This window comes from Stenotrophomonas sp. YJH_SMC_122, from assembly GCF_059369535.1.
Genome location: NZ_JCAFST010000012.1, coordinates 1 through 18446 on the forward strand (window position 1 = coordinate 1; position 18446 = coordinate 18446).

13 protein-coding genes and 2 pseudogenes are annotated in these 18446 nt (G+C 64.5%); 10 read left to right on the forward strand and 5 right to left on the reverse strand.

Features of this window, described 5'->3' with window-relative positions:
- Positions 1-606: 606 nt before the first annotated feature.
- The 3 genes and pseudogenes from AC5P66_RS15590 to AC5P66_RS15600 all read right to left on the reverse strand — a co-directional run bounded on the left by AC5P66_RS15590 (position 607) and on the right by AC5P66_RS15600 (position 6775).
- Positions 607-1065: a YbbD-related protein gene (locus AC5P66_RS15590; RefSeq protein ID WP_478482730.1), complete on the reverse strand. Its 459-nt coding sequence runs from the start codon at positions 1063-1065 to the stop codon at positions 607-609.
- Positions 1065-1538: pseudogene (locus AC5P66_RS15595) on the reverse strand (RHS repeat-associated core domain-containing protein); the annotation flags it as partial. The gene AC5P66_RS15590 and the pseudogene AC5P66_RS15595, both read right to left, overlap by 1 nt.
- Positions 1539-2059: 521 nt before the next feature.
- Complete coding sequence (locus AC5P66_RS15600) at positions 2060-6775, reverse strand: RHS repeat-associated core domain-containing protein (protein ID WP_099495999.1); 4716 nt, start codon at positions 6773-6775, stop codon at positions 2060-2062.
- 277 nt (positions 6776-7052) lie between these two features.
- Here AC5P66_RS15600 and AC5P66_RS15605 point away from each other — a divergent pair.
- Positions 7053-7181 (forward strand): annotated as a pseudogene (locus tag AC5P66_RS15605) (alpha/beta fold hydrolase); the annotation flags it as partial.
- Positions 7182-7216: 35 nt separating this feature from the next.
- Here AC5P66_RS15605 and AC5P66_RS15610 read toward each other — a convergent pair.
- Positions 7217-8011, reverse strand: coding sequence for an AraC family transcriptional regulator (locus AC5P66_RS15610; RefSeq protein WP_262256969.1), 795 nt, complete (start codon positions 8009-8011; stop codon positions 7217-7219).
- A 166-nt stretch (positions 8012-8177) separates the two neighbouring features.
- Here AC5P66_RS15610 and AC5P66_RS15615 point away from each other — a divergent pair, with 166 nt between their 5' ends.
- The 9 genes from AC5P66_RS15615 to AC5P66_RS15655 all read left to right on the forward strand — a co-directional run bounded on the left by AC5P66_RS15615 (position 8178) and on the right by AC5P66_RS15655 (position 17588).
- Complete coding sequence (locus AC5P66_RS15615) at positions 8178-10052, forward strand: FUSC family protein (protein WP_099495997.1); 1875 nt, start codon at positions 8178-8180, stop codon at positions 10050-10052.
- A 4-nt stretch (positions 10053-10056) separates the two neighbouring features.
- Positions 10057-10266, forward strand: a complete 210-nt coding sequence (locus AC5P66_RS15620; protein ID WP_099487924.1) for a DUF1656 domain-containing protein — start codon at positions 10057-10059, stop codon at positions 10264-10266.
- A 1-nt stretch (position 10267) separates the two neighbouring features.
- On the forward strand, positions 10268-11152 hold the full coding sequence (locus AC5P66_RS15625; protein ID WP_099495996.1) for an HlyD family secretion protein: 885 nt from the start codon (positions 10268-10270) through the stop codon (positions 11150-11152).
- Entirely contained in the window at positions 11149-12585 is a 1437-nt protein-coding gene (locus AC5P66_RS15630; protein WP_495216491.1) for an efflux transporter outer membrane subunit, read from the forward strand. The genes AC5P66_RS15625 and AC5P66_RS15630 overlap by 4 nt, the downstream gene beginning before the upstream one ends.
- Positions 12586-12720: 135 nt before the next feature.
- Entirely contained in the window at positions 12721-13068 is a 348-nt protein-coding gene (locus tag AC5P66_RS15635; RefSeq protein ID WP_021204235.1) for an RcnB family protein, read from the forward strand.
- Positions 13069-13346: 278 nt separating this feature from the next.
- The gene (locus AC5P66_RS15640; protein ID WP_099495994.1) at positions 13347-14021 is read left to right on the forward strand and encodes a response regulator transcription factor; all 675 of its coding nucleotides are present in this window, start codon (positions 13347-13349) and stop codon (positions 14019-14021) included.
- The gene (locus AC5P66_RS15645) at positions 14018-15259 is read left to right on the forward strand and encodes a sensor histidine kinase (RefSeq protein ID WP_049440591.1); all 1242 of its coding nucleotides are present in this window, start codon (positions 14018-14020) and stop codon (positions 15257-15259) included. Before AC5P66_RS15640 ends, AC5P66_RS15645 begins: the two co-directional genes overlap by 4 nt.
- 57 nt (positions 15260-15316) lie before the next feature.
- Entirely contained in the window at positions 15317-15703 is a 387-nt protein-coding gene (locus AC5P66_RS15650; RefSeq protein WP_099495993.1) for a diacylglycerol kinase, read from the forward strand.
- 73 nt (positions 15704-15776) lie between these two features.
- Positions 15777-17588, forward strand: coding sequence for a phosphoethanolamine transferase (locus tag AC5P66_RS15655; protein ID WP_263467726.1), 1812 nt, complete (start codon positions 15777-15779; stop codon positions 17586-17588).
- On the opposite strand, the gene AC5P66_RS15660 is transcribed toward AC5P66_RS15655, so the two are convergent.
- Positions 17492-18412 (reverse strand): M14 family metallopeptidase, encoded by a 921-nt coding sequence (locus AC5P66_RS15660; protein WP_032962492.1) that lies wholly within the window; start codon positions 18410-18412, stop codon positions 17492-17494. The two genes, AC5P66_RS15655 and AC5P66_RS15660, sit on opposite strands and share 97 nt — an antisense overlap.
- Between the last annotated feature and the right edge of the window lie 34 nt (positions 18413-18446).

Sequence of the window (18446 nt, forward strand, 5' to 3'; positions counted from 1 at the left end):
CGCTGCTTACATCCACGGCTTCTACAATCCAGCCCGGCTACACTCGGCGCTGGGCTACCACTCGCCTAACAACTATGCCCGGCAGCTCCGGGCTGCCGCCTGAAACGGCTTCATGGCGTCCGTTTTCAGGGGGCCAGATCAATGCGCCGCAAGAGAATCCAAGTCCGACTCCAATCAGAAGTAGTGCTGTCAGGATCCTCACCTTCATCAAGGCTCCAATATGCAAAGTGTGGCGGCCAACGCCGCCGCAGAGCCCAAAATCATGATCTACAAGTACATCTCCGCTCGGTCTTCTCAGGCAGCTCCACCGCCTGCGCTGCAGCCACAGTAGGCCATGGAGCCGATATCCCATAGGTCCTCCCGCAGAGTCGTCACCGCGGCCCAGCAATCTTCCTGCCGAACGCCAGGGCGCTTGAAGCTTGCCGGACCATCCGATCTTCTTACACGGCCCTCCCATTCGTGAACACGGACCAGTGGCAAGGTCGGTTTGACACATACCCGAACCCACACGACGCTCGGCCGGAAAGTGCCGAACCAGGCACCGGGAAAGGAGATCGCCACGTGCCACTCACGCATTTCGCTTACTAGGTGAGACCGCCCAGCCACCTATAACTTTATTCCGCTGTAAACAAGGCCCAGCTCTTCATCGCGCATGACCCAGCGGCCAGCATTTCCCTCCGGACACAGATAGAACTTGCCGCCATAGCTTGACGCTCGCGACCACGCGTTGCGGGCAAACTGAGGAAATCTCCGCATGACTCGCGCGTCGGACATCTCCGGCCTGCTCACTAGCCTGCAGTCTTCGGGCAAAGCAAGAACCCCACTGGTAAGGCGGAAAACCAGCCACGATTCATTTGTGTCCATGTCGTGCGACTCGCGTATGTTGACTGCGTCCTCAGGCAACCATGAAGGCAACCACTTCGATTCACCGATTGCTTGTCTTGAGACGGCTTGGTTGCGGTCTGCATACTCGGTGCTGGCAACTTCCATGCAACCAGAAAGTGTGATTGACAGCGTCACGATTGGGAGCAGCTTGGCAGCGTGCATTTGAGGCGTCCGAGTCATCAGTAGGGGAAGCTTCCACCCGGACGATAGCTCCCGCACATCTGCGAGCAACTCCCCGTACGGTTCATTTGTCCAGATGATCGTCCGAGGCGATTTGCCAGCTGCCGATGCTCGATCCCACCATATTCCCAGTTCTTTGGGAATGGACTTGCACCTTTGGGCCTACCCACGCAGGCATTAGGAACCCTCTTTTCCAGTAACGCCTTATGGTTTCGCTCATGCATAACGGTGCATATCTTGTCGCAGCCCGAATTGCAGACACTGACCAGGAACCCTCCATTGCCATCACAAGTCACCATTCCCAGTTGTCCGCCACACGTACTTGTGTCGAACACAGGCTCAAGCCCAAGTGGGTCAACCGCGCGAAGCGGAGAGGCACTCGAGTACCCGTAGGCGGAGATGCCGCCGGACAGGCCTATGGGATCCGCTTGCGTATAGCGTCCGGTCGCAGCGTCGTATTCCCGCTGGTAGTTCCCGCCGAGGTGGTCAGCGCGGCCATTACCGGTGGCGCCGCAGGCATAGGATCAATTCAGCGCGGTCGAAATCCAAGGCTCTGCGGCGATTATTCATGGCGTCCCCAGGAACGCTCGCCTTAAGTAAACCGACGCCCCGCAAAATGCGACCGCCCCCACAAGCCAGCTTCCAAGTAATAGCGACGGCCAAAGGTCTGCTACCAACGCCGTTGCTCCGAATCTCTCAAGGCTCTGTAGAAGCAAGCGCCCCCCCCCATCAATTGCCAGATTGGAAGAAGTGACAGCCACGACCCCGAGTACAAGACCAGCGATCACCCCCACCACTAAACTTCGCGGGATGCGGCGCATACTTTCGCATCGAGAGAGCGCATAGAATGTAACCGAAAGAAGTAGTGAGAGAAGCAGTACGTATGGAACTCGCATCGCTCCTATCTTCATGAAAGCGGATATCCATATCCATCCCGCAGAATTCACAGAAACAGATAGAGTGAAGCATATCAATGATGAGATAAGCCTATCCTTCATTTGACTGGACATTCTGCCGCCTTTGCACTCTTGTGAAGAACACCCGGGAAGAGTGTTTGCTTTATCCCACACATTCCATCCAACGCGCCGGACACGTGGCTCGCACACCAGAAGCCACGTGCATCCCCCCACTCCTCCGCGTTCGCAATGAGAGTTAACTCTTGCTCCGGAGTCAAAGGGATTACCGTTAATTCAACTCGGCTACCAGTTCCCACCTGATACTTTTTGTAGCTGGCCAAGCTAGCATCGCGCCCCTCAAATAGCCCACCGGTTCCTCGACGACCACCAGGTGCGTAGGTGCCGGAAGGGTCGTACAGGAAATCAGGCTTGCCAGGTATCGAAACATGAATCGCCGAATGGTTTGCAATACCGAAATCGTATGTCGTTATTAGCGTCGTCGTCAGCCCAAGCGGATCAGTAAATCGGGCGGGGTTCGAGATCACGTAGCCATACGTACTGATGCCGGCGTTCAACCCAACGGGATCGCTCTCCACGTATCTGGCCGACGCCGGGTCATAGTCACGGAAGTAGTTGTAGAACAACCCACTCGCATCCGTCGCCTGCTGCCCCGGGAAGCGCAGCGCCAGTTCAAACGCCACACCATCGCCATCCGGATCGGCACTCGGAATCTGGTTGCCGAACACCTCGCTCTTGTTGCTCCACTCCCAGATCGCCACATCGCGCGCCGCGTCGATCACCACACGCGGCGTACCCAGATGATCCGGCTGGATGTAGGCCAACTCCGGCACACCTGCGCTTGGCACGCTGATCAGCGCCACCGGGTAGTTGTCCAGCCAGATGGCTTGCTGCTGTGCCTGGCCCGTGGCGGAATAGTTGCCCAGCCACTGCCCGGCCTCATCGTACAGGGTGATCTGTGCTGCGCCACCAACCGGGGTACGCAGCACGCGCTCACCGCGGTGGTTGTAGGCGTAGCTTTCCAGTACGGCATTGCCTTGCTTCACCGCGTTCATGCGGTTGGCATCGCTGTAGGTGAACGTCTTGCTGCCGATGCTGGTCGTGTTGCCCGCTGCGTCATGGTTGCGCGCTTCGCCGTCCACCGCAGTCAGGCGGTGGCTGGTTGCGGGATAGGTGTAGCTGGCGGTGCCTGCCGAGGTGGTCAGCGCGGTCCGATTACCAGTGGCGTCATACGCATAGCTTTCAATCGGCGTGCCGGTCGCGCCGTCCTGGGTCTGGGTCAGGCGACCCAGCGCGTCGTAGGCGTACTTGGCCAGCACCGTCGAGCCTGTGCCGTTCTTCAGCTCGGTGATCGAACCGACCGGGTCGTAGCCGTAGCCCAGCGACAGTCCGCCCGCGGCCGGGTCATGCACCGCCTGCGGGCGGTAATCCAGATCCAGCGGACGCTGCAGCTGGCGGCCGTTGCCATAGGTCCAGCCGGTCGCCGGGCCGAAGGCCGCATAGGTCACGTTGTTCACCACGATCTGGCGCGCTTGGCCGGGGCGGGTCAGGCCGATCTGGCTGATGCGGCCCTGGGTATCGCGCACGTAGTCGGCCACGCTGCCGTCGGGGTAGGTCAATGCGGTCAAGCGACCCGACTTGCTGTAGGCATAGCGCAGGGTGGTGGCCACACCATTGACGGTCTGCACCTTGCGGGTGACCTGGCCGAAACGGTCATGGCAGTACTGGGTGCTGCCATTGGCGTGCAGCACCTGCCCCAGGCGGCCCTTGGCGAAGCGCTCGTCGGCGGCACAGGCGGCCGGCGCCACGTCATAGCTGTAGCCCACGTCCAGATTGGGGTCCGGATAGGCGATGCCGATCAGGCGGTTGAGCGCATCGTAGTGATAGGTGGCGGTGACGCCGCGCGCATCGGTGGCGGTCTTGCGGTTGCCGGCGGCGTCCACGGTGAAGCTGCTGGCGCCACTGTCCGGGCTGACCTGGCCGGTCAGATCACCGAAACCGTTGTAGGCGTAGGTGGTATGCAGACCCTTCGGGTCAGTGACCTGCGTGACCTGGTCCAGCGCGTTGTACTGGCTGCGGATCTCGGCGGCCACGCCACCCACGTCCTGCAGGGTCTGGGCCAGGCGGTTCAGCGGATCGTACTGCTGGCTGGTCACGCGCTGCAGGGCGTCGGTCACCGTCTGCGGGTTGCCGTTGGCATCGTAGGCAAAGCCGGTAGCGTGATTGCCTGCGTCCTTCAGTGCGGTCAGCTGGCCGAGCGTGTTGAACGTCCGCGCCAAGGTGCGACGTAGCGTGCCGCCTGCATCGAGCGTGTCTTCCTTGAGGCGATTGCCGGCGTTGTCCAGCATGTAGTGAATCGTGTTGCCCGCGTTGTCCTCGATGTCGGTCAAGCGCAGCGCAGCATCGTAGAAGTAGGACACGCTGCTGCCATTCGGCTCGGTGATTTTCTGCACCTGGCCGGTTGGCCAGTAGCTCAGCTGGGTGACCCGATCCTCGGCCGTGGTCGCACCGCGCACGGTGATGGAGGTCGGCCAGCCGCGGGGATGGTAGGTGTAATCAGTCACCACGCCGTTGGCGTCCTTGACCGACAACGGCCTTCCGAGTGCGTCGTAGGCCAGGGTCTCGACCGTCTGGCCCAGCGCATTGGTCACGCTGCGCAGGTCGCCCTTGCGATAGGTGCAGGCACCGCTGGTCGCGCATCCCGCGTCGTCCGCCGGGTAGTAGGTGTAGGTAACGGCATCAACCACATCCGTGCGCGGGCCATCCACGCTCTTCAGCAGCCCTTCCACCGGGCAGCTCCCTGCCGCAGCCACGTCCGCGGCTTCGCAGTAGGTGTAGCTGGTGATGCGGGTCTGACCGGACGCGATATCGGTCACCGTGTTGGTTATCGGCTGGCGCTGGGCATTGAAGGACGTGCGGGTTTCACGATTGCCGATCCGGGTGGTCAGTACCGCATTGGTTTCGACGTCGCGCGCGGTGGTCACCACCCGCTGCTCGGGCAGGCCGAACGCTTCGGTCACGGTATGGATGCTGACGGCACGACCGCTCACCGGATCGGTGCCCTGCGCATAGGTGTGCTTGGTCTGGATGCCGCGACGATCAGTGTAGGTATCCAGGCGCCGGCGGAAGTCGACACTCTGGTCGTAGTAGGTCCGGCTGACAGTTCCCTGCGAATCACTCAGGCCGGTTACCTTGCGCGACGGCGCGGTGTCGCCGCCGGGTGTCAGGGTGTAGTCGGTCTGCCGCCCAAGCGCGTCAGTCACGACTGCACCGCCGTTGGGGCTGTAGGCGAGCGTCACGCCATCGGCACCGCCAGCGTGCTGACTGGAGATAACACGGCCGATGGAATCATAGGTAAAGGTACTGTAGCGACGCCCGTCTTCGGCGGTGATGCCGGTCAGGTGCTGGGGGAAGTCCTGGTTCTCGTAGTGATACGTGCGTACACCGCCACCCGCATAGGTCACCGTGGCGACCTGGTTCTGCGGCGTGTAGGTATAGGTGGCGAGCGCAACGCCCTCGACCAGCACCGAACTGATCAGCGCCTCATAGTCATTGGACTGATAGACGAACTCCAGTGTGCGGCCACTGCTGTGGGTGACCGCCGCAAGGCGGTCGTTGTCGTCGTAGATGTAGGTCAGCGACGTGCCATCCGGGAAGCGCTTGGCGGTCAGACGTCCGTCCGCGCCGAAGGTCGAGATGGAGCCCGCCGAGTACAGTGTCCAGTTGCCGTTCTGGACCAGACGGTCACCACTGTCGTCGTCCGCCTCATAGGCTTGGCCGATCTTCTTGAATGCACGCTGGAAACCGGTGCTTTCAATGATGCCCACACTGTCAACGCCGTCCAGTGCCAGGTGGGCGCCCAGCGAATGGGTCCAGCCATAGCCGAAGCCACCGGAGGACGTGGAGATGCCAGAGTGATAGAACCGCGTCAGCGCGATCCAGCCCAGATCGAAGTCCGGCGCGATCTCGTACTTCTCGCCCGTTTTGACATCACATGGGTTGCCGACATTGCCGTCGCAGGTACCGCCGTTGGAGGCCGGGTCCTTGTCGGGAATCGGACTCATGTTCGCCGCTGTATCGTTGCGGGACATGGGGCAGCTACCGTTGCCGCCGTCCTTGTCGCATTTCTGCGACTTCGAGGTGATGGTCGCAACGAAGTCCTCGTTGACGCAGGCGTTGTGCTTGTTGGACCACTGCGTAAGCGGAACAGGGCAATCAAGGCGGCGCTTGCGGCCGAAGGCCGCCTGACTCACGTGGGGCGTGCAGGGCGATTCGGCTGTGTTCTGCCCAATCATACGCGTGATCTGATAGTACCTGGACTCGACCACGCCCTCCATTTCGGGCACACCCGAGAACCAGTCTCCATTTGGAGTTACAGCAGCCCCCGGACAGACAGGATTGGCGGCCTGGACGCCCGCGAGATAGCTCGCGACCATGGCCTCTTCACTGGTAAATTCCGCTGTGCTCAGATAGGTCCAGTCTGGATCCGAGGGTTGCGCTTTTCCCATCCAGTAGGTGATCGACGTATTGCCGTTCAAGTCCACAACTTTCGACTTGATCTTGTCGACAGACTGCCAGCCGAACTGGAACTCCGGCGGGAATGAGCTGGGTGCGGGAAGGCTCTTGATCGCCTGCACCGCCTGCTGCTGGGTCTTGTACTGCGTCGAATTGCCGCCGGGCTGCGAAATGCGCCAGGTAATCTTGCTTTCCTGCGCCTGCGCCACAGCAGGGGCGAAGCAGTCAACGGCGATGATCGCCAGCACGGCACACGAAATGGTCTTCAGTCGTTCCAACATCCCTGTTCTCCTTCCTGGACGAACACAGCGCCGGCAGGAACGAGAACGCGGAGCTGTGCCCCGCGTCATGCATCGGATCGTCCCTGGTCCGGAATGCGAAAGTGCCACATGCCGCCTTTATCGTCGAGGACGCTTGCACATTCAAGTGTGGAGTCGCGTAACCGGTCACAGATTCAAGCATCCGCGGCCATTCAGCGGCCTACGCCCGGCTCCCATGACTTCCTCTACAGTGAGTCCGTGTTCATAGCTCACAAAACTACCAGCACAATCTCCCACACACGCCCTGCTCTTCCCGGGCTTCACGCGCGGCTCGCACCGCTACCTGGCAACCGGCCACACCCTCCAGCGCGAGGACCCTGCTGCGGTGGTGGCCGCGATTCAATCGGTCTCCGACACCTCGAAGTAGCCGTTCCAGGCAACGGCTTCGCCCGTTGTTCCCCGCTACTGCCCGCGCAGGCGCACCGCGAAGTACCGCGCCGGGGAAAGGCCAAGCGCTTTCTTGAACATCGTGATGAAGGCCGTCACCGACTCATAGCCCAGCGTCTCGGAAACGCGTTGTACGGGTGCACCCGCAGCGAGTTCACGAATGGCGATGAGCAGGTGCAGCTGCTGCCGCCAGCGCCCGAAGGACAATCCCGTTTCCCGTTCGATGAGCCGGGTCAACGTCCGCTCGCCCAGGGCCAGGCGCACGGCCCACTGGCCGATGGTGCTGCGGTCTGCCGGATCCGCCGACAGCGCCGCCGCCAACGCCCGCACCTTCGGGTGATGGCTGACCGGCAGCGACAGATGCTCGGCCGGCATCTGTACCAGCTCGTCCAGCAACACCCGCGCCAGCCGGTCGGTGTGGCTGCCATCCGGATAGTCCAGCGGCGCGTCGGCCAGGTGCAGGATCATCTCGCGCAGCATCGGCGAGATGGCCAGCGTCACGCACTGCATGGGCAGATCGACGACGCCGGGCTCGACGAACAGATAGCACAGGCGCGCGTTGGCGGTGGCGCGGTTGCTGTGCGGCATGCCGCCCGGAATCCAGACGCCACACTGGGGCGGCACGATCCACAGCGCATTGGCGACTTCGCAGGTCACCGCCCCATGCAGCGCAAGAATCAGCTGGCCCTTTCGATGCTCATGCACCGGAATTTCCGCGTCGTGCTCGGCCACCTGCAGGCGGCTGGCAACCGCCGGGCGATCGGTCTCGTCCGGGTCCAGGTCAAAGCCGGGGAGCGAAATGCGAGCCATTCTCACATTGACCGGTTTTAGCGATTGATTGTCATTGTAGCGAAATTCGCCAGTGCGGCCGATCACTAGCATGAGCCGCATGCACTCCCCCACTCCTGCCCGTCCCCACGTGTTCCAGGCATTCGCCCGGTTGAAAAGCCCTGCCCTCAGGACCGATCAGGAGGCGGTGCTGTTCTCGCTCAAATGCCTGCTCGCCGCGTCGCTGGGGCTGTATGTCTCTCTAAGGATCGGCCTGAATCGCCCGTTCTGGGTGATCGGCACGGTCTATCTGGTATCGCAGCCTCTGTCCGGGGCGACACTCAGCCGCGGCCTGTTCCGCCTGCTCGGTACCGTCGGCGGGGCCATCGCCACCGTCGCGCTGGTGCCACGTTTCGCCAATGCGCCCTTGGTGCTGAGCGCCACGCTCGCCACGTGGATGGCGCTGTGCCTGTACCTGGCGATGCTCGACCGCACGCCACGTGCGTACGCGTTCCTGCTGGCCGGCTATACCACCAGTCTGATTGGTTTTCCTGCGGTGATGGTGCCCGGAGAGGTGTTCACCATCGCCATCACGCGGGTGCAGGAAATCGCCATCGGCATCCTTGCCGCAACGCTGGTCCATGCGCTGGTGATGCCGCGCAGCGTCTCGTCGCGCGTGCACGCACGGGTCGCTGCCGTGCTGGATGACGCGGAACGATGGACACGCGACATGTGCGCCGGTGCATCGGACACGGTGCTGGCGACGGACCGCTCGAAAGTGGCAGCTGACCTGCTCGAACTGCATGTGCTGTCGATCCACCTGCCCTTCGACGGTGCCCAAGGCGTGGCCCAGGTGCAGATCCTGCGTGCCCTGCATGACCGGATGCTGGACGTCCTGATGCTGTCCAGCGCGGTGGAAGATTCCATCGCCCGGCTGCGTTCACCACAGGCCAGCGCAATGGATGCAAGGGGCTGGCGCGATCTGCTGCGGGCCGGCCTGGTCGCGCAACAGGCCGAGCTCGACCTGGCCCACGCCGACTGCCGCGTGCTGCAGGCGCAACTGCACACCGCCCGCCCCGACTGGCGCCTGCATGTACCTGCTCGCCTTGCGCGACATGCGCAGGGTGCGGTACTTCACCGTGATCATCGGCTTGCCCTGCGCAGCGCGCTGGGCGCGTTCGTCGGCATCCTGCTGAGCTGCGTGTTGTGGATCGTTACCGGCTGGTCGGAGGGCGCCACGGCGGTGTCCATCATCGGCACGGCGTGCGTGCTGTTCGGCACGATCGAAGCGCCTGCGCCGCATGTCATGCGCTATCTGGTCGGCTCCGCCCTCGGTGTCGCCGTCGGTCTTGTGTACGCCCTGGTGATCATTCCTTCGCTGTCGGGTATCGCCGGCCTGGTCGCCGCGCTCGCGCCGGTGCTGCTGCTGTGTGGATCGTTCCTGGCCCGGCCGCCCTACATCATGGCCACGCTGGGCGTAGTGCTGACCTTCCCGCTCATCGCCGGCCTGGGTGCTACCAACGCGCTGAACATCGTCGGCGCACTCAACAACAGCGTTGCGTTGTTCGTCGGTACGACGGTGGCACTGTGCAGCATGCAGCTGTTCCAGACCGCCGATGCGAGCCGCAACCGCGCACGGCTGGAGCGTTCGATCCGTCGGGATATCGCACGACACGCCGCTGGACAGGGGGATGTGACCCGCGCCTGGCTCAGCCGCATGCTGGATCGAATCGGACTGCTCGCTCCCAGGTTGCAGGGCCATGCCAGCGCAGCACACGACCTGCGAACGCTGTTTGCGGACGCTCGTGCGGCACGTGCATCCAGCCAACTCCGCGCGCTGGGCAGGCGCCTGGGCGATCCGCGCACCCAGTCGCTTCACGCCGCGCTGGTCGAGCGCATCGCCGCACATTTCAGGATGCGCACTCGTGCGCCACGCAGTGTCGACATCCATCTCCTTGAACTGCTGGACCGCATGCGCGAGGCCGCGACGGCCAGCAGCGGGGATGATCGTGAGCATCTGTCGCACCTGCTCTGCGGATTGCGCCGCGACCTGCTGGCGCCTGCTCTCACCCATCGGCACTGACCTCATGTTTTCTGATCTTTCCATTGATGGCGTGCTGATCCCCGGCCTGCTCGCCGTGGCCGCCGCCGCGCTGGCGCTGTCGATGCTGACCTCGCGCCTGCTCGCCAGTCTCGGCCTGTACCGCCTGTTCGCCGCGCGACCACTGGTGGGCCTGTCCCTGTTCCTGATCCTGGCGGAGCTGATGATCCGGCTTTCGCCCCTGCTCGAGAAATGAAATGAAACACCTGCTTGCCGTCATCGGGCGCTGGAGCGCTACGCTGGTTGTATTCGCGATTGCTGTCGTTGCCGCACTGTCCATCTGGAAGCGTTACGAAACACGCCCGTGGACGCGCGATGGACGGGTGCGCGCCGATGTGGTGCGCGTTGCGTCGGACATGGGCGGGCTGGTCACCCAGGTGCTGGTGCACGACAACCAGCGGGTCAGCGCCGGACAGCTGCTGCTGGTGCTGGACCAGCCGCGCTTCGCTGCCGCACTTGAGAAGGCCGATGCAGCGGTCAGCAGTGCACGCGCCACGCTGGCGCTGGCCCGCCGCGAATCGACGCGGGACAACGCACTGGGCAACCTTGTCGCCTCGGAAACACGCGAACGCAATGCCGCCAAGGTCGATACCGAGTTGGCCGCCCTGGCGCAGGCACGGGCTGAACAGCGCGTTGCCCGGCTCAACGTGCAACGCACCGAGGTGCGCGCGAGTACCGATGGCATCGTCACCAACCTGGACCTGCATGCCGGCGACTACCTGCAGCCAGGGGCGCAGGCGCTGGCGCTGATCGACACCCGCAGCCTGCGCATTGAAGGCTACTTCGAGGAAACCAAACTGGGCTGCATCACCGAAGGCGATGCCGCCGTGGCACGGCTGATGGGCGACGACCACGACGTGCGCGGGCACGTGGACACGATCGCCGCTGGCATTGCCGACGATCAGCGCTCCAGCACGCACAACCTGCTACCCGCCGTGGCGCCGACGTACACCTGGGTGAGGCTGGCACAGCGGATCCCGGTACGCATCCGCATTGAAGATGCGCCGCCGGATACCCGCCTGATCGTCGGTCGCACTGCGAGTGTGACCATCACGCCCTCGGCACAGGGAGCCTGCAAATGAGCCTGCGAACACTACGCGGTGGGCTGCTTGCCCTGCTGCTGCCGATGACGGCCTGCGTCTCCGGCCCCGACTATCACCTGCCTGCGAATGCCGTCGCGGCCACGCCACGCGCAGCGCGGCCATTCGTCTCGGGCCAGGACGCATCGTTCAACCACGACGCGCCACCGGATCGGTGGTGGCAGCTGTATGGCGACCCCCAGCTTGACGGCTACGTGCGCGAAGCACTGGCGGCCAATACCGATCTGCGCGCCGCCGATGCCAATCTTCGGCGCGCCAGCGCTACCGTGCTGGAGTATCGCGCGCGCAGTGCCGTGCAGGCCGACGTGGATGCATCGGGCACGCTCACCCATGCCGGTGGCTACACCCAGTCGTCGGCCGCGCCGCAGTCCTATGCGCTGGGCCTTCACCTCTCCTATCCACTGGATCTTGCAGGCGGCATCCGCCGCGGCATCGAAGCCGCCAACGCGGACGCGGAGGCCGTCGCTGCGGCACGCGACCAGGTCCGTGTGGTCGTCGCTGCTGCTGTCACCCGTGCCTATCTCCAGATCTGCACAAGCAATCACACGCTCACTGCAACCCGGCAGGTGCTGGCGATACAGCGCGCCACGCTGGAGGCAACCCGTCGCCTGGCGGCAGGCGGGCGTGGAACGGACTTCGATGTCAGCCGTGCCAGTGCTGCGGTCAACCGCAGCGCGGCGGCGGTGCCGCACCTGCTGGCGGAGCGCCAGGCCGCACTGTTCGAACTGGCCGCACTGATGGGCAGGGTGCCGGCAGACTATCCGAGGGACGTCGAAGCGTGCCCGCGCGCCCCGGCGCTGGAGCAGTCGCTGCCGGTCGGTGAGGGTTGGCAGCTGCTCCAGCGGCGCCCTGACATACGTGCCGCCGAGCGGAGCCTTGCCGCGGCCACGGCGATGATCGGCGTAGAGACCGCAGAACTCTATCCGCGGGTCACCCTGGGCGCCTCCCTGGGCACAGCGGGCATGCGAGGGCAGCTGCTTTCCGCCGACAGTTTCGGGGCGAGCGTCGGGCCGCTGCTGTCATGGCACTGGCCCAACCGCCGCGCGGCCAAAGCCCGCATCGCAGCGGCCGGTGCCAATGCAGATACCGCTCTGGCATCCTTTGACGGCGTCGTGCTGCAGGCACTGCGCCAGACCGAGACCGCGCTTTCTGCCTGCACGCAGGAGCTTGAACGCGAGCGCAGCCTGGCACAGGCGCGTGGGGACGCAGCGCGGGCCGCCGGGCAGGCGCAGCAGCTCTACCGTTTCGGCAGGATCGATTTTCTCGACCTGCTTTCGGCACAGGCCGCGCTGGCAGATGCGGAGTCGGCACTGGCCGTCTCGCGCGCGGAGCGGGTCGACCGCGAGCTGGACGTTTTCCTTTCGCTGGGCGGAGGCTGGGCCGCGACGGACTCGGCCCAGGGCGGGGCCCCGTGACCCCGTACCTTGGCAGCAACTGCAGGCCGCGCCGTCTGTTCAGAAAAGTGCCTCCCACACCCGTATTCATTCACACTGATTGCCCTATATTCCCGCCACAGCGCCGCATGCCGCGGCCATGACGGAGGCATCTCCATGAAGACCACACGTTTGCTTGCCATCGCCTTGACCACCGCCACCGCGTTGGCTGCGGCCCCCGCCTTCGCCGATCCGCCGCACCACGCCCGCGGCAACGGCCCGCCGCCGCATGCAGGCGGCCCGCACAACCGCGATGCGCCGCCGCCGGGCTGGCAGAAGAAGGCCTGGCGTCGTGGCGACCGCCTGCCCTGGGCCGAAGTGGACCGCCGCTACTGGGTAGACGATTACGCGCGCTATGACCTGCGCAATCCGGGTCGCGGCCAGCGCTGGGTGCGCCAGTCCGACACCGAGTACCTGTTGGTGGAGATCGCGACCGGCTTGATCATCGACGCGCTGCATCGCTGAATGTGGAGGGCGGCGGGGTCCTGCTGTGGGCCCCTCCGCGCTCCCTCCATGCCGCGGCCGACGTGAATGATGCGAACCACTGGGTTCCAGAGCGCGCTGCTCGCTGCTTGGCTCATCGCAGGCCTCTTTTCGGTAATCCATTCAATACGCGATTCACGCAGCCCCGCTGATTGAACGGAATCGGGTGCGGACCAGTCGCACCCACGATTCATTCAGCCAAGGCATTGGCATCCGGCAAGGGATCGGGCAGAGTTCGGCCACGCGCAAGGACGCATGCCATGACCCGCCTGCTGATCATCGAAGACAACCCCGAGCTGGTTGCCAACCTGTATGCCTTCTTTGAACCGCTGGGCTACGTCCTGGACGACGCCCGCGACGGGGCCAGCGGACTGCGCCGGGCCACGCAACACGACTACGATGCCATCCTGCTGGACCTGATGCTGCCGCGCCTGGACGGCATGACGCTGTGCCAGAAGCTGCGCCAGGAGTTCCAGAACCCGGTGCCGATCCTGATGCTGACCGCGCGTGACCCAGTCGAAGACCGCGTGCAGGGCCTGGCCCTGGGCGCGGATGACTATCTGGTCAAACCCTTCTCGCTGAAGGAGCTGGATGCGCGGATCAAGGCCCTGGTGCGACGCGCGCAGGGCCGCCAGGTCGACAGCGTACTGGCGTGGAAGGACCTGCAGGTAGATACGCGCTCGCCGCAGGCGTGGCGGCAGGGACGCTGCATCGCGCTGACGCCCACCTCGCACAAGCTCCTGGTGTGTCTGGTACGCGCGGCACCCGCCGTGGTCCGCAAGCAGGAGATGGAATACCTGGTCTGGGGCGACGAGCCACCGGACAGCGGCGCGCTGCGTACCCACATCCATGAGCTGCGCCTGCAGGTGGAACGCAGTTTCGACACCACGCTGATCGCCACGGTGCACAGCGTCGGCTGGCGCATGCCGGCGTGACCCCTGCCGCTCTCTACCGCCGCCTGACCCTGCGTACCCGCATCACGATCTCGTTCGTGCTGCTGATGGCCGGCGCCATGGGCTTCATCGTCCTGGCCGAACAGGTGGACTACGACCAGGTCAGGGCCGCGGTCATCGCGCAGACCCAAGACAGTGCCGTGCACAAGCTGCAGGCAGCACTAGCCCGTGGCGAACGCCCCGCCCTGCCCTCGGGCAGCCAGCTGTACGACCACGATAGCGTGCCGATGGTCCTGCGCCAGTACGGCCTGGGCTACCACGGCGAAGCAGCACCCAACGAGTGGCACCTGCGTGTGTTCGACAGTGGCGGCCAACGCTACTACCTGCTGCAGGACGCTGCACCCTATGGCTACCTGGAATACCTGATCAACGCCTTTGCAGCGCTGGTCATTTCGATCTGCGTGCTCGGCGCCTTCCTGATCGGTCGCAAGGTGGCGTCGCACGTCATCGCGCCCATCACGCAGTTGGCCGATGCTGTGCAGAGCGGGCGGAAACCCTTTCCCTGCCAGGACGCACGCGACGAGATCGGCGTTCTGGCCCGCGCCTTTGCCCGGCATAGTGATGAACTGGAGCGTTTCCTGCACCGCGAGCAATGCTTCAGCGGCGATGCCAGCCATGAGCTGCGTACGCCGCTGGCCATCATCGGCGGTGCTGCGGAAACCCTTGCCTGCCAGCTTCCTCCTGACAGCCACCTGGTTCCCAGCGCGGAGCGCATCCTGCGTACCACCCAGGAGATGCAGCGCCAGTTGTCCTGCCTGCTGTTGCTCTCACGTTCCCCCGGCTCAGTCCCGCGCAGCGAGGTGGCTTTGCGTCCGTTGATCGAGTCCTGCGTGGAGCGCTGCCAGGCCTGGCTGGCCGGCAAGCCGGTCGGCATCATCGTTGATCCCGGTCGAGAGGTGACAATGCACGCCAATCCGGACCTGGTACACAGCGTGATCTGGAACCTGACGCGCAACGCCTGCCAATACACCGAACAGGGAAAGGTCCGGATCACCCTGGACACCACTGCACTGATCATCGCAGACACCGGCCCCGGCCTGCCCTCCAGCATCGACCCGCAGCAGTTCCAACGATTCGTGCCCGGGGCACCGCTCAGCGGTGAAGGATTGGGACTGTCCATCGTGCAGCGCATCGTCGAACACCTTGGCTGGACGATGACAGTACAGTCCTCGGAGCACGGCTGCCGGTTCGCCCTGCACTGGCCTGCGGCCCGCATCTGACGTATTCCTGACAGCGGCGTGCACATGCTCGGGGTTGCCCCCGACTTTGAAAACGCCATGCAGCATCCCAAACACAGCGGCAAGTATCCGCACGGCAAGACCGGCCTGAGCCGCATCTTCCACACCCTGATCCATTCGCGCGATGGCTTCATCGCGACCTTCCGCGGCGAGGCCGCCTTTCGCCAGCTCCTGCTCCTGCACGCGCTGTTGATCACTGCAGCTTTCGTGCTGGACATCAGCACGACCGAGCGCGCGCTGTTGCTGGCGGTCTGCCTCATCAGCCTGCTGGTGGAACTGCTCAACTCGGCAATCGAGGCCGTGGTTGATCGCATCTCGCTGCAGCAGCATCCGCTGTCCAAGAACGCCAAGGACATGGGCAGCGCCGCGCAGACCACCGCATTGTTGATGGTCGGCGCGGTGTGGGGCGTGATCCTGCTGGGCTAGCCCGGCCAGGCTGACAACTTCCTGATAAAGCCGTTTCGATACTGCGCGCACTCCTGTTCCGCGGAACCTGCTCGTGCGCCAATGCCTCCGTTTTCCACGGTCCCATCCAATCGTTCTGGTCTGGGCCGCCGCACTGTTCTTCGCCACGATTGGAAACATCGCCCTCTGGAAGACGCTGTGGGGGCTGATTGATCTCAACGGTGTGCGCAGCATCCTGTTCCTGGCCACCCTGCCGCTGCTGCTGTTCTGCCTGTTCAATCTGATGCTGACGCCACTGCTGGCGCTACCCTTCGTGCGCAAGCCGTTGCTGGTGGTGCTCCTCGTCGTCAGCGCCGCCTGCAGCTACTTCATGCTGCACTACAACGTGCTGATCGACCGCAGCATGGTGCAGAACGTGTTCGAGACCAACCAGGCCGAACTGAACGCCTATCTGTCGCTGCCGCTGCTGCTCACGCTGCTGGCGCTGGGCGTGCTGCCCGCTGCCGGGCTGGCCCTGGTGCGCACCACCAGCGGGGCCGGTTCGATACGTTCCCTGCTGGTGTGGCCGGCCAACGTCCTGGCGTCGCTGGTGATGCTGCTGGTGATCGGCTTTGCGTTCTACAAGGACTACTCCTCACTGCTGCGCAATAACCGCTACATCCGCGACCAGGCGCTGCCGTTGAACGTGATGCGCCATACCCACGGTTACCTGAAAAGCCTCTACAGCACCCGCCAGCAACCGTTGCGCCCGATCGGCACGGACGCGCGGCGCATTCCGGGCCCGCGCCCGAAGCTGGTGGTCATGGTCGTCGGCGAGACCGCGCGGTCACAGAACTTCCAGCTCAACGGCTACCCACGCGCGACCAATCCCCGGCTCTCGCGCAAGGAAGGCGTCATCAGCTTCAGTGATGTTTCCTCATGCGGCACCGCAACGGCGATCTCGGTGCCCTGCATGTTCTCGCAGATGACCCGCCAGCAATACGACGACGTCCGCGCGGCGACCGAGGAGAACGTGCTCGACATCCTGCAGCGTAGCGGCGTCGGCGTGCTCTGGCGCAACAACAACAATGGCGGCTGCAAGGGCGTGTGCGAGCGCGTGCCGACCGAGGACATGCCTGCGCTGAAGGTGGCCGGCCAGTGCGTCAACGCCGACGGCACCTGCTACGACGACGTGCTGCTGCATCAGCTCGGCGCACGCATCGACGCCATCCACGGCGATGCCCTGGTCGTGCTGCATCAACTCGGCAGCCATGGGCCGACCTACTTTGAACGGTATCCCGCAGCGTCGCGGGCCTTCAGCCCGACCTGCGACAGCAACCAGATCCAGCACTGCAGCAACGAGGCACTGGTCAACACCTATGACAACACCCTGGTGCATACCGACCGGGTGCTGGCGGAGACCATCGACCTGCTGCAGGGTTATTCGGACCAGCGCGATGTCGCGCTGATCTATGTGTCCGACCATGGCGAGTCGCTCGGCGAACGCGGCATGTACCTTCACGGTACGCCTTACTTCATCGCACCGCGCGAGCAGACCCAGGTGCCGCTGGTGATGTGGTTCTCAGCGGGCTTCGGCCGCAACGCGGGCCTGGACACGGCCTGCCTGCGTGGGAATGCCCTGCACCGGGCGCACAGCCACGACAACGTCTTCCACTCGCTGCTGGGCCTGTTTGGCGTCAGCAGCGTCGTGTACGAACGCGATCTGGATGTGTTTGCCGGATGCCGCGCGTCGGGTTCGCCGGCTGTGGCCGCCACGCCGGTGAAGAAGCAGCGCCGGCTGATGCCGATCGCTGCCCGCAACGTGGCGCGCTACTGCGCCGCCAGGGCGAAATCCAGGCCGGCGCACACCGCCGCCACCTGGGCGTCGTTGCATTCCTGCGGGTTGGTGCGCGGGCTGTCCGGGTAGACCTCGGTGGTGGTGGCAAAACGCGCGTCGGTGAAGCCGGCGCAGGCGCCGATCGAACGCGACTCGCCCCAGACCACGCCCGGCGACTGCAGCGGCAGGCCGACCAGGTTGCCTTCGGCATCGGCCGGGGCGATGTGGGTGACGGGCGCCACTGCGGCGATCAGGGCCTTCTGGAACTCGGCCTGCGGGTCTTCGCTGTTGCCGATCACATAGAAGCCATCGGGAATCGTGTCGCGCTCGAACGGCTTGCCATCGCGGGCGCAACGCGCCGGGTCGAACTCGTGCAGGTCGCTGTCGGTGGTTTCGTGCAGGTCCAGGTGCACCAGCAGGTTCGGCTTGCGCTCAGCCACCCAGCGCATAAGCGCAGCGGCCTCTTCGATCTGGCCGCCGTCACGGAAGCTGCGGTTGGGGTCGATGGCATCCGGGTTCCAGCGCTGGATGCGCTCGTAGCCCCACGGACTGACGCACGGCGCCACGATCAGGTTCAGCCGGCCCAGGTAACGCTCGGCCTGCTGTTCCAGGAACTGCAGGGCGCCATGCACGCCGCTGGTCTCGTAGCCATGCACGCCGCCGGTGATCAGCGCGGTCGGCAGCGCCGGGTTCCAGTCGTGGTTGACCACCGCGAACAGCGGGTAATGGTCCGGCGCATAGTCCAGCTGGCCGTACTGGATCACATCGAAGCTATCGTCCAGGCGCTCGAGCGCGGCCACCACGTCATCGTGGTAGCTGCGCTGGCGCTGCTGGCGGGCCCGCCACTGTGCGCGTTCCGCGTCGCCCCAGGGCTGTCCGGGGGTGCCGATCGGGTAGAACTGCGCAACAGTCATGGGGTACTCCAGGGGTCGAACGGATGGATGCAGC

What these genes read in the sequence shown, in the direction of transcription:
- AC5P66_RS15590 (WP_478482730.1), bottom strand. Translation starts at nt 1,065, where the DNA reads ATGACTCGGACGCCTCAAATGCACGCTGCCAAGCTGCTCCCAATCGTG.
- AC5P66_RS15600 (WP_099495999.1), bottom strand. Translation starts at nt 6,775, where the DNA reads ATGTTGGAACGACTGAAGACCATTTCGTGTGCCGTGCTGGCGATCATC.
- AC5P66_RS15610 (WP_262256969.1), bottom strand. Translation starts at nt 8,011, where the DNA reads ATGGCTCGCATTTCGCTCCCCGGCTTTGACCTGGACCCGGACGAGACC.
- AC5P66_RS15620 (WP_099487924.1), top strand. Translation starts at nt 10,057, where the DNA reads ATGTTTTCTGATCTTTCCATTGATGGCGTGCTGATCCCCGGCCTGCTC.
- AC5P66_RS15625 (WP_099495996.1), top strand. Translation starts at nt 10,268, where the DNA reads ATGAAACACCTGCTTGCCGTCATCGGGCGCTGGAGCGCTACGCTGGTT.
- AC5P66_RS15630 (WP_495216491.1), top strand. Translation starts at nt 11,149, where the DNA reads ATGAGCCTGCGAACACTACGCGGTGGGCTGCTTGCCCTGCTGCTGCCG.
- AC5P66_RS15635 (WP_021204235.1), top strand. Translation starts at nt 12,721, where the DNA reads ATGAAGACCACACGTTTGCTTGCCATCGCCTTGACCACCGCCACCGCG.
- AC5P66_RS15640 (WP_099495994.1), top strand. Translation starts at nt 13,347, where the DNA reads ATGACCCGCCTGCTGATCATCGAAGACAACCCCGAGCTGGTTGCCAAC.
- AC5P66_RS15650 (WP_099495993.1), top strand. Translation starts at nt 15,317, where the DNA reads ATGCAGCATCCCAAACACAGCGGCAAGTATCCGCACGGCAAGACCGGC.
- AC5P66_RS15660 (WP_032962492.1), bottom strand. Translation starts at nt 18,412, where the DNA reads ATGACTGTTGCGCAGTTCTACCCGATCGGCACCCCCGGACAGCCCTGG.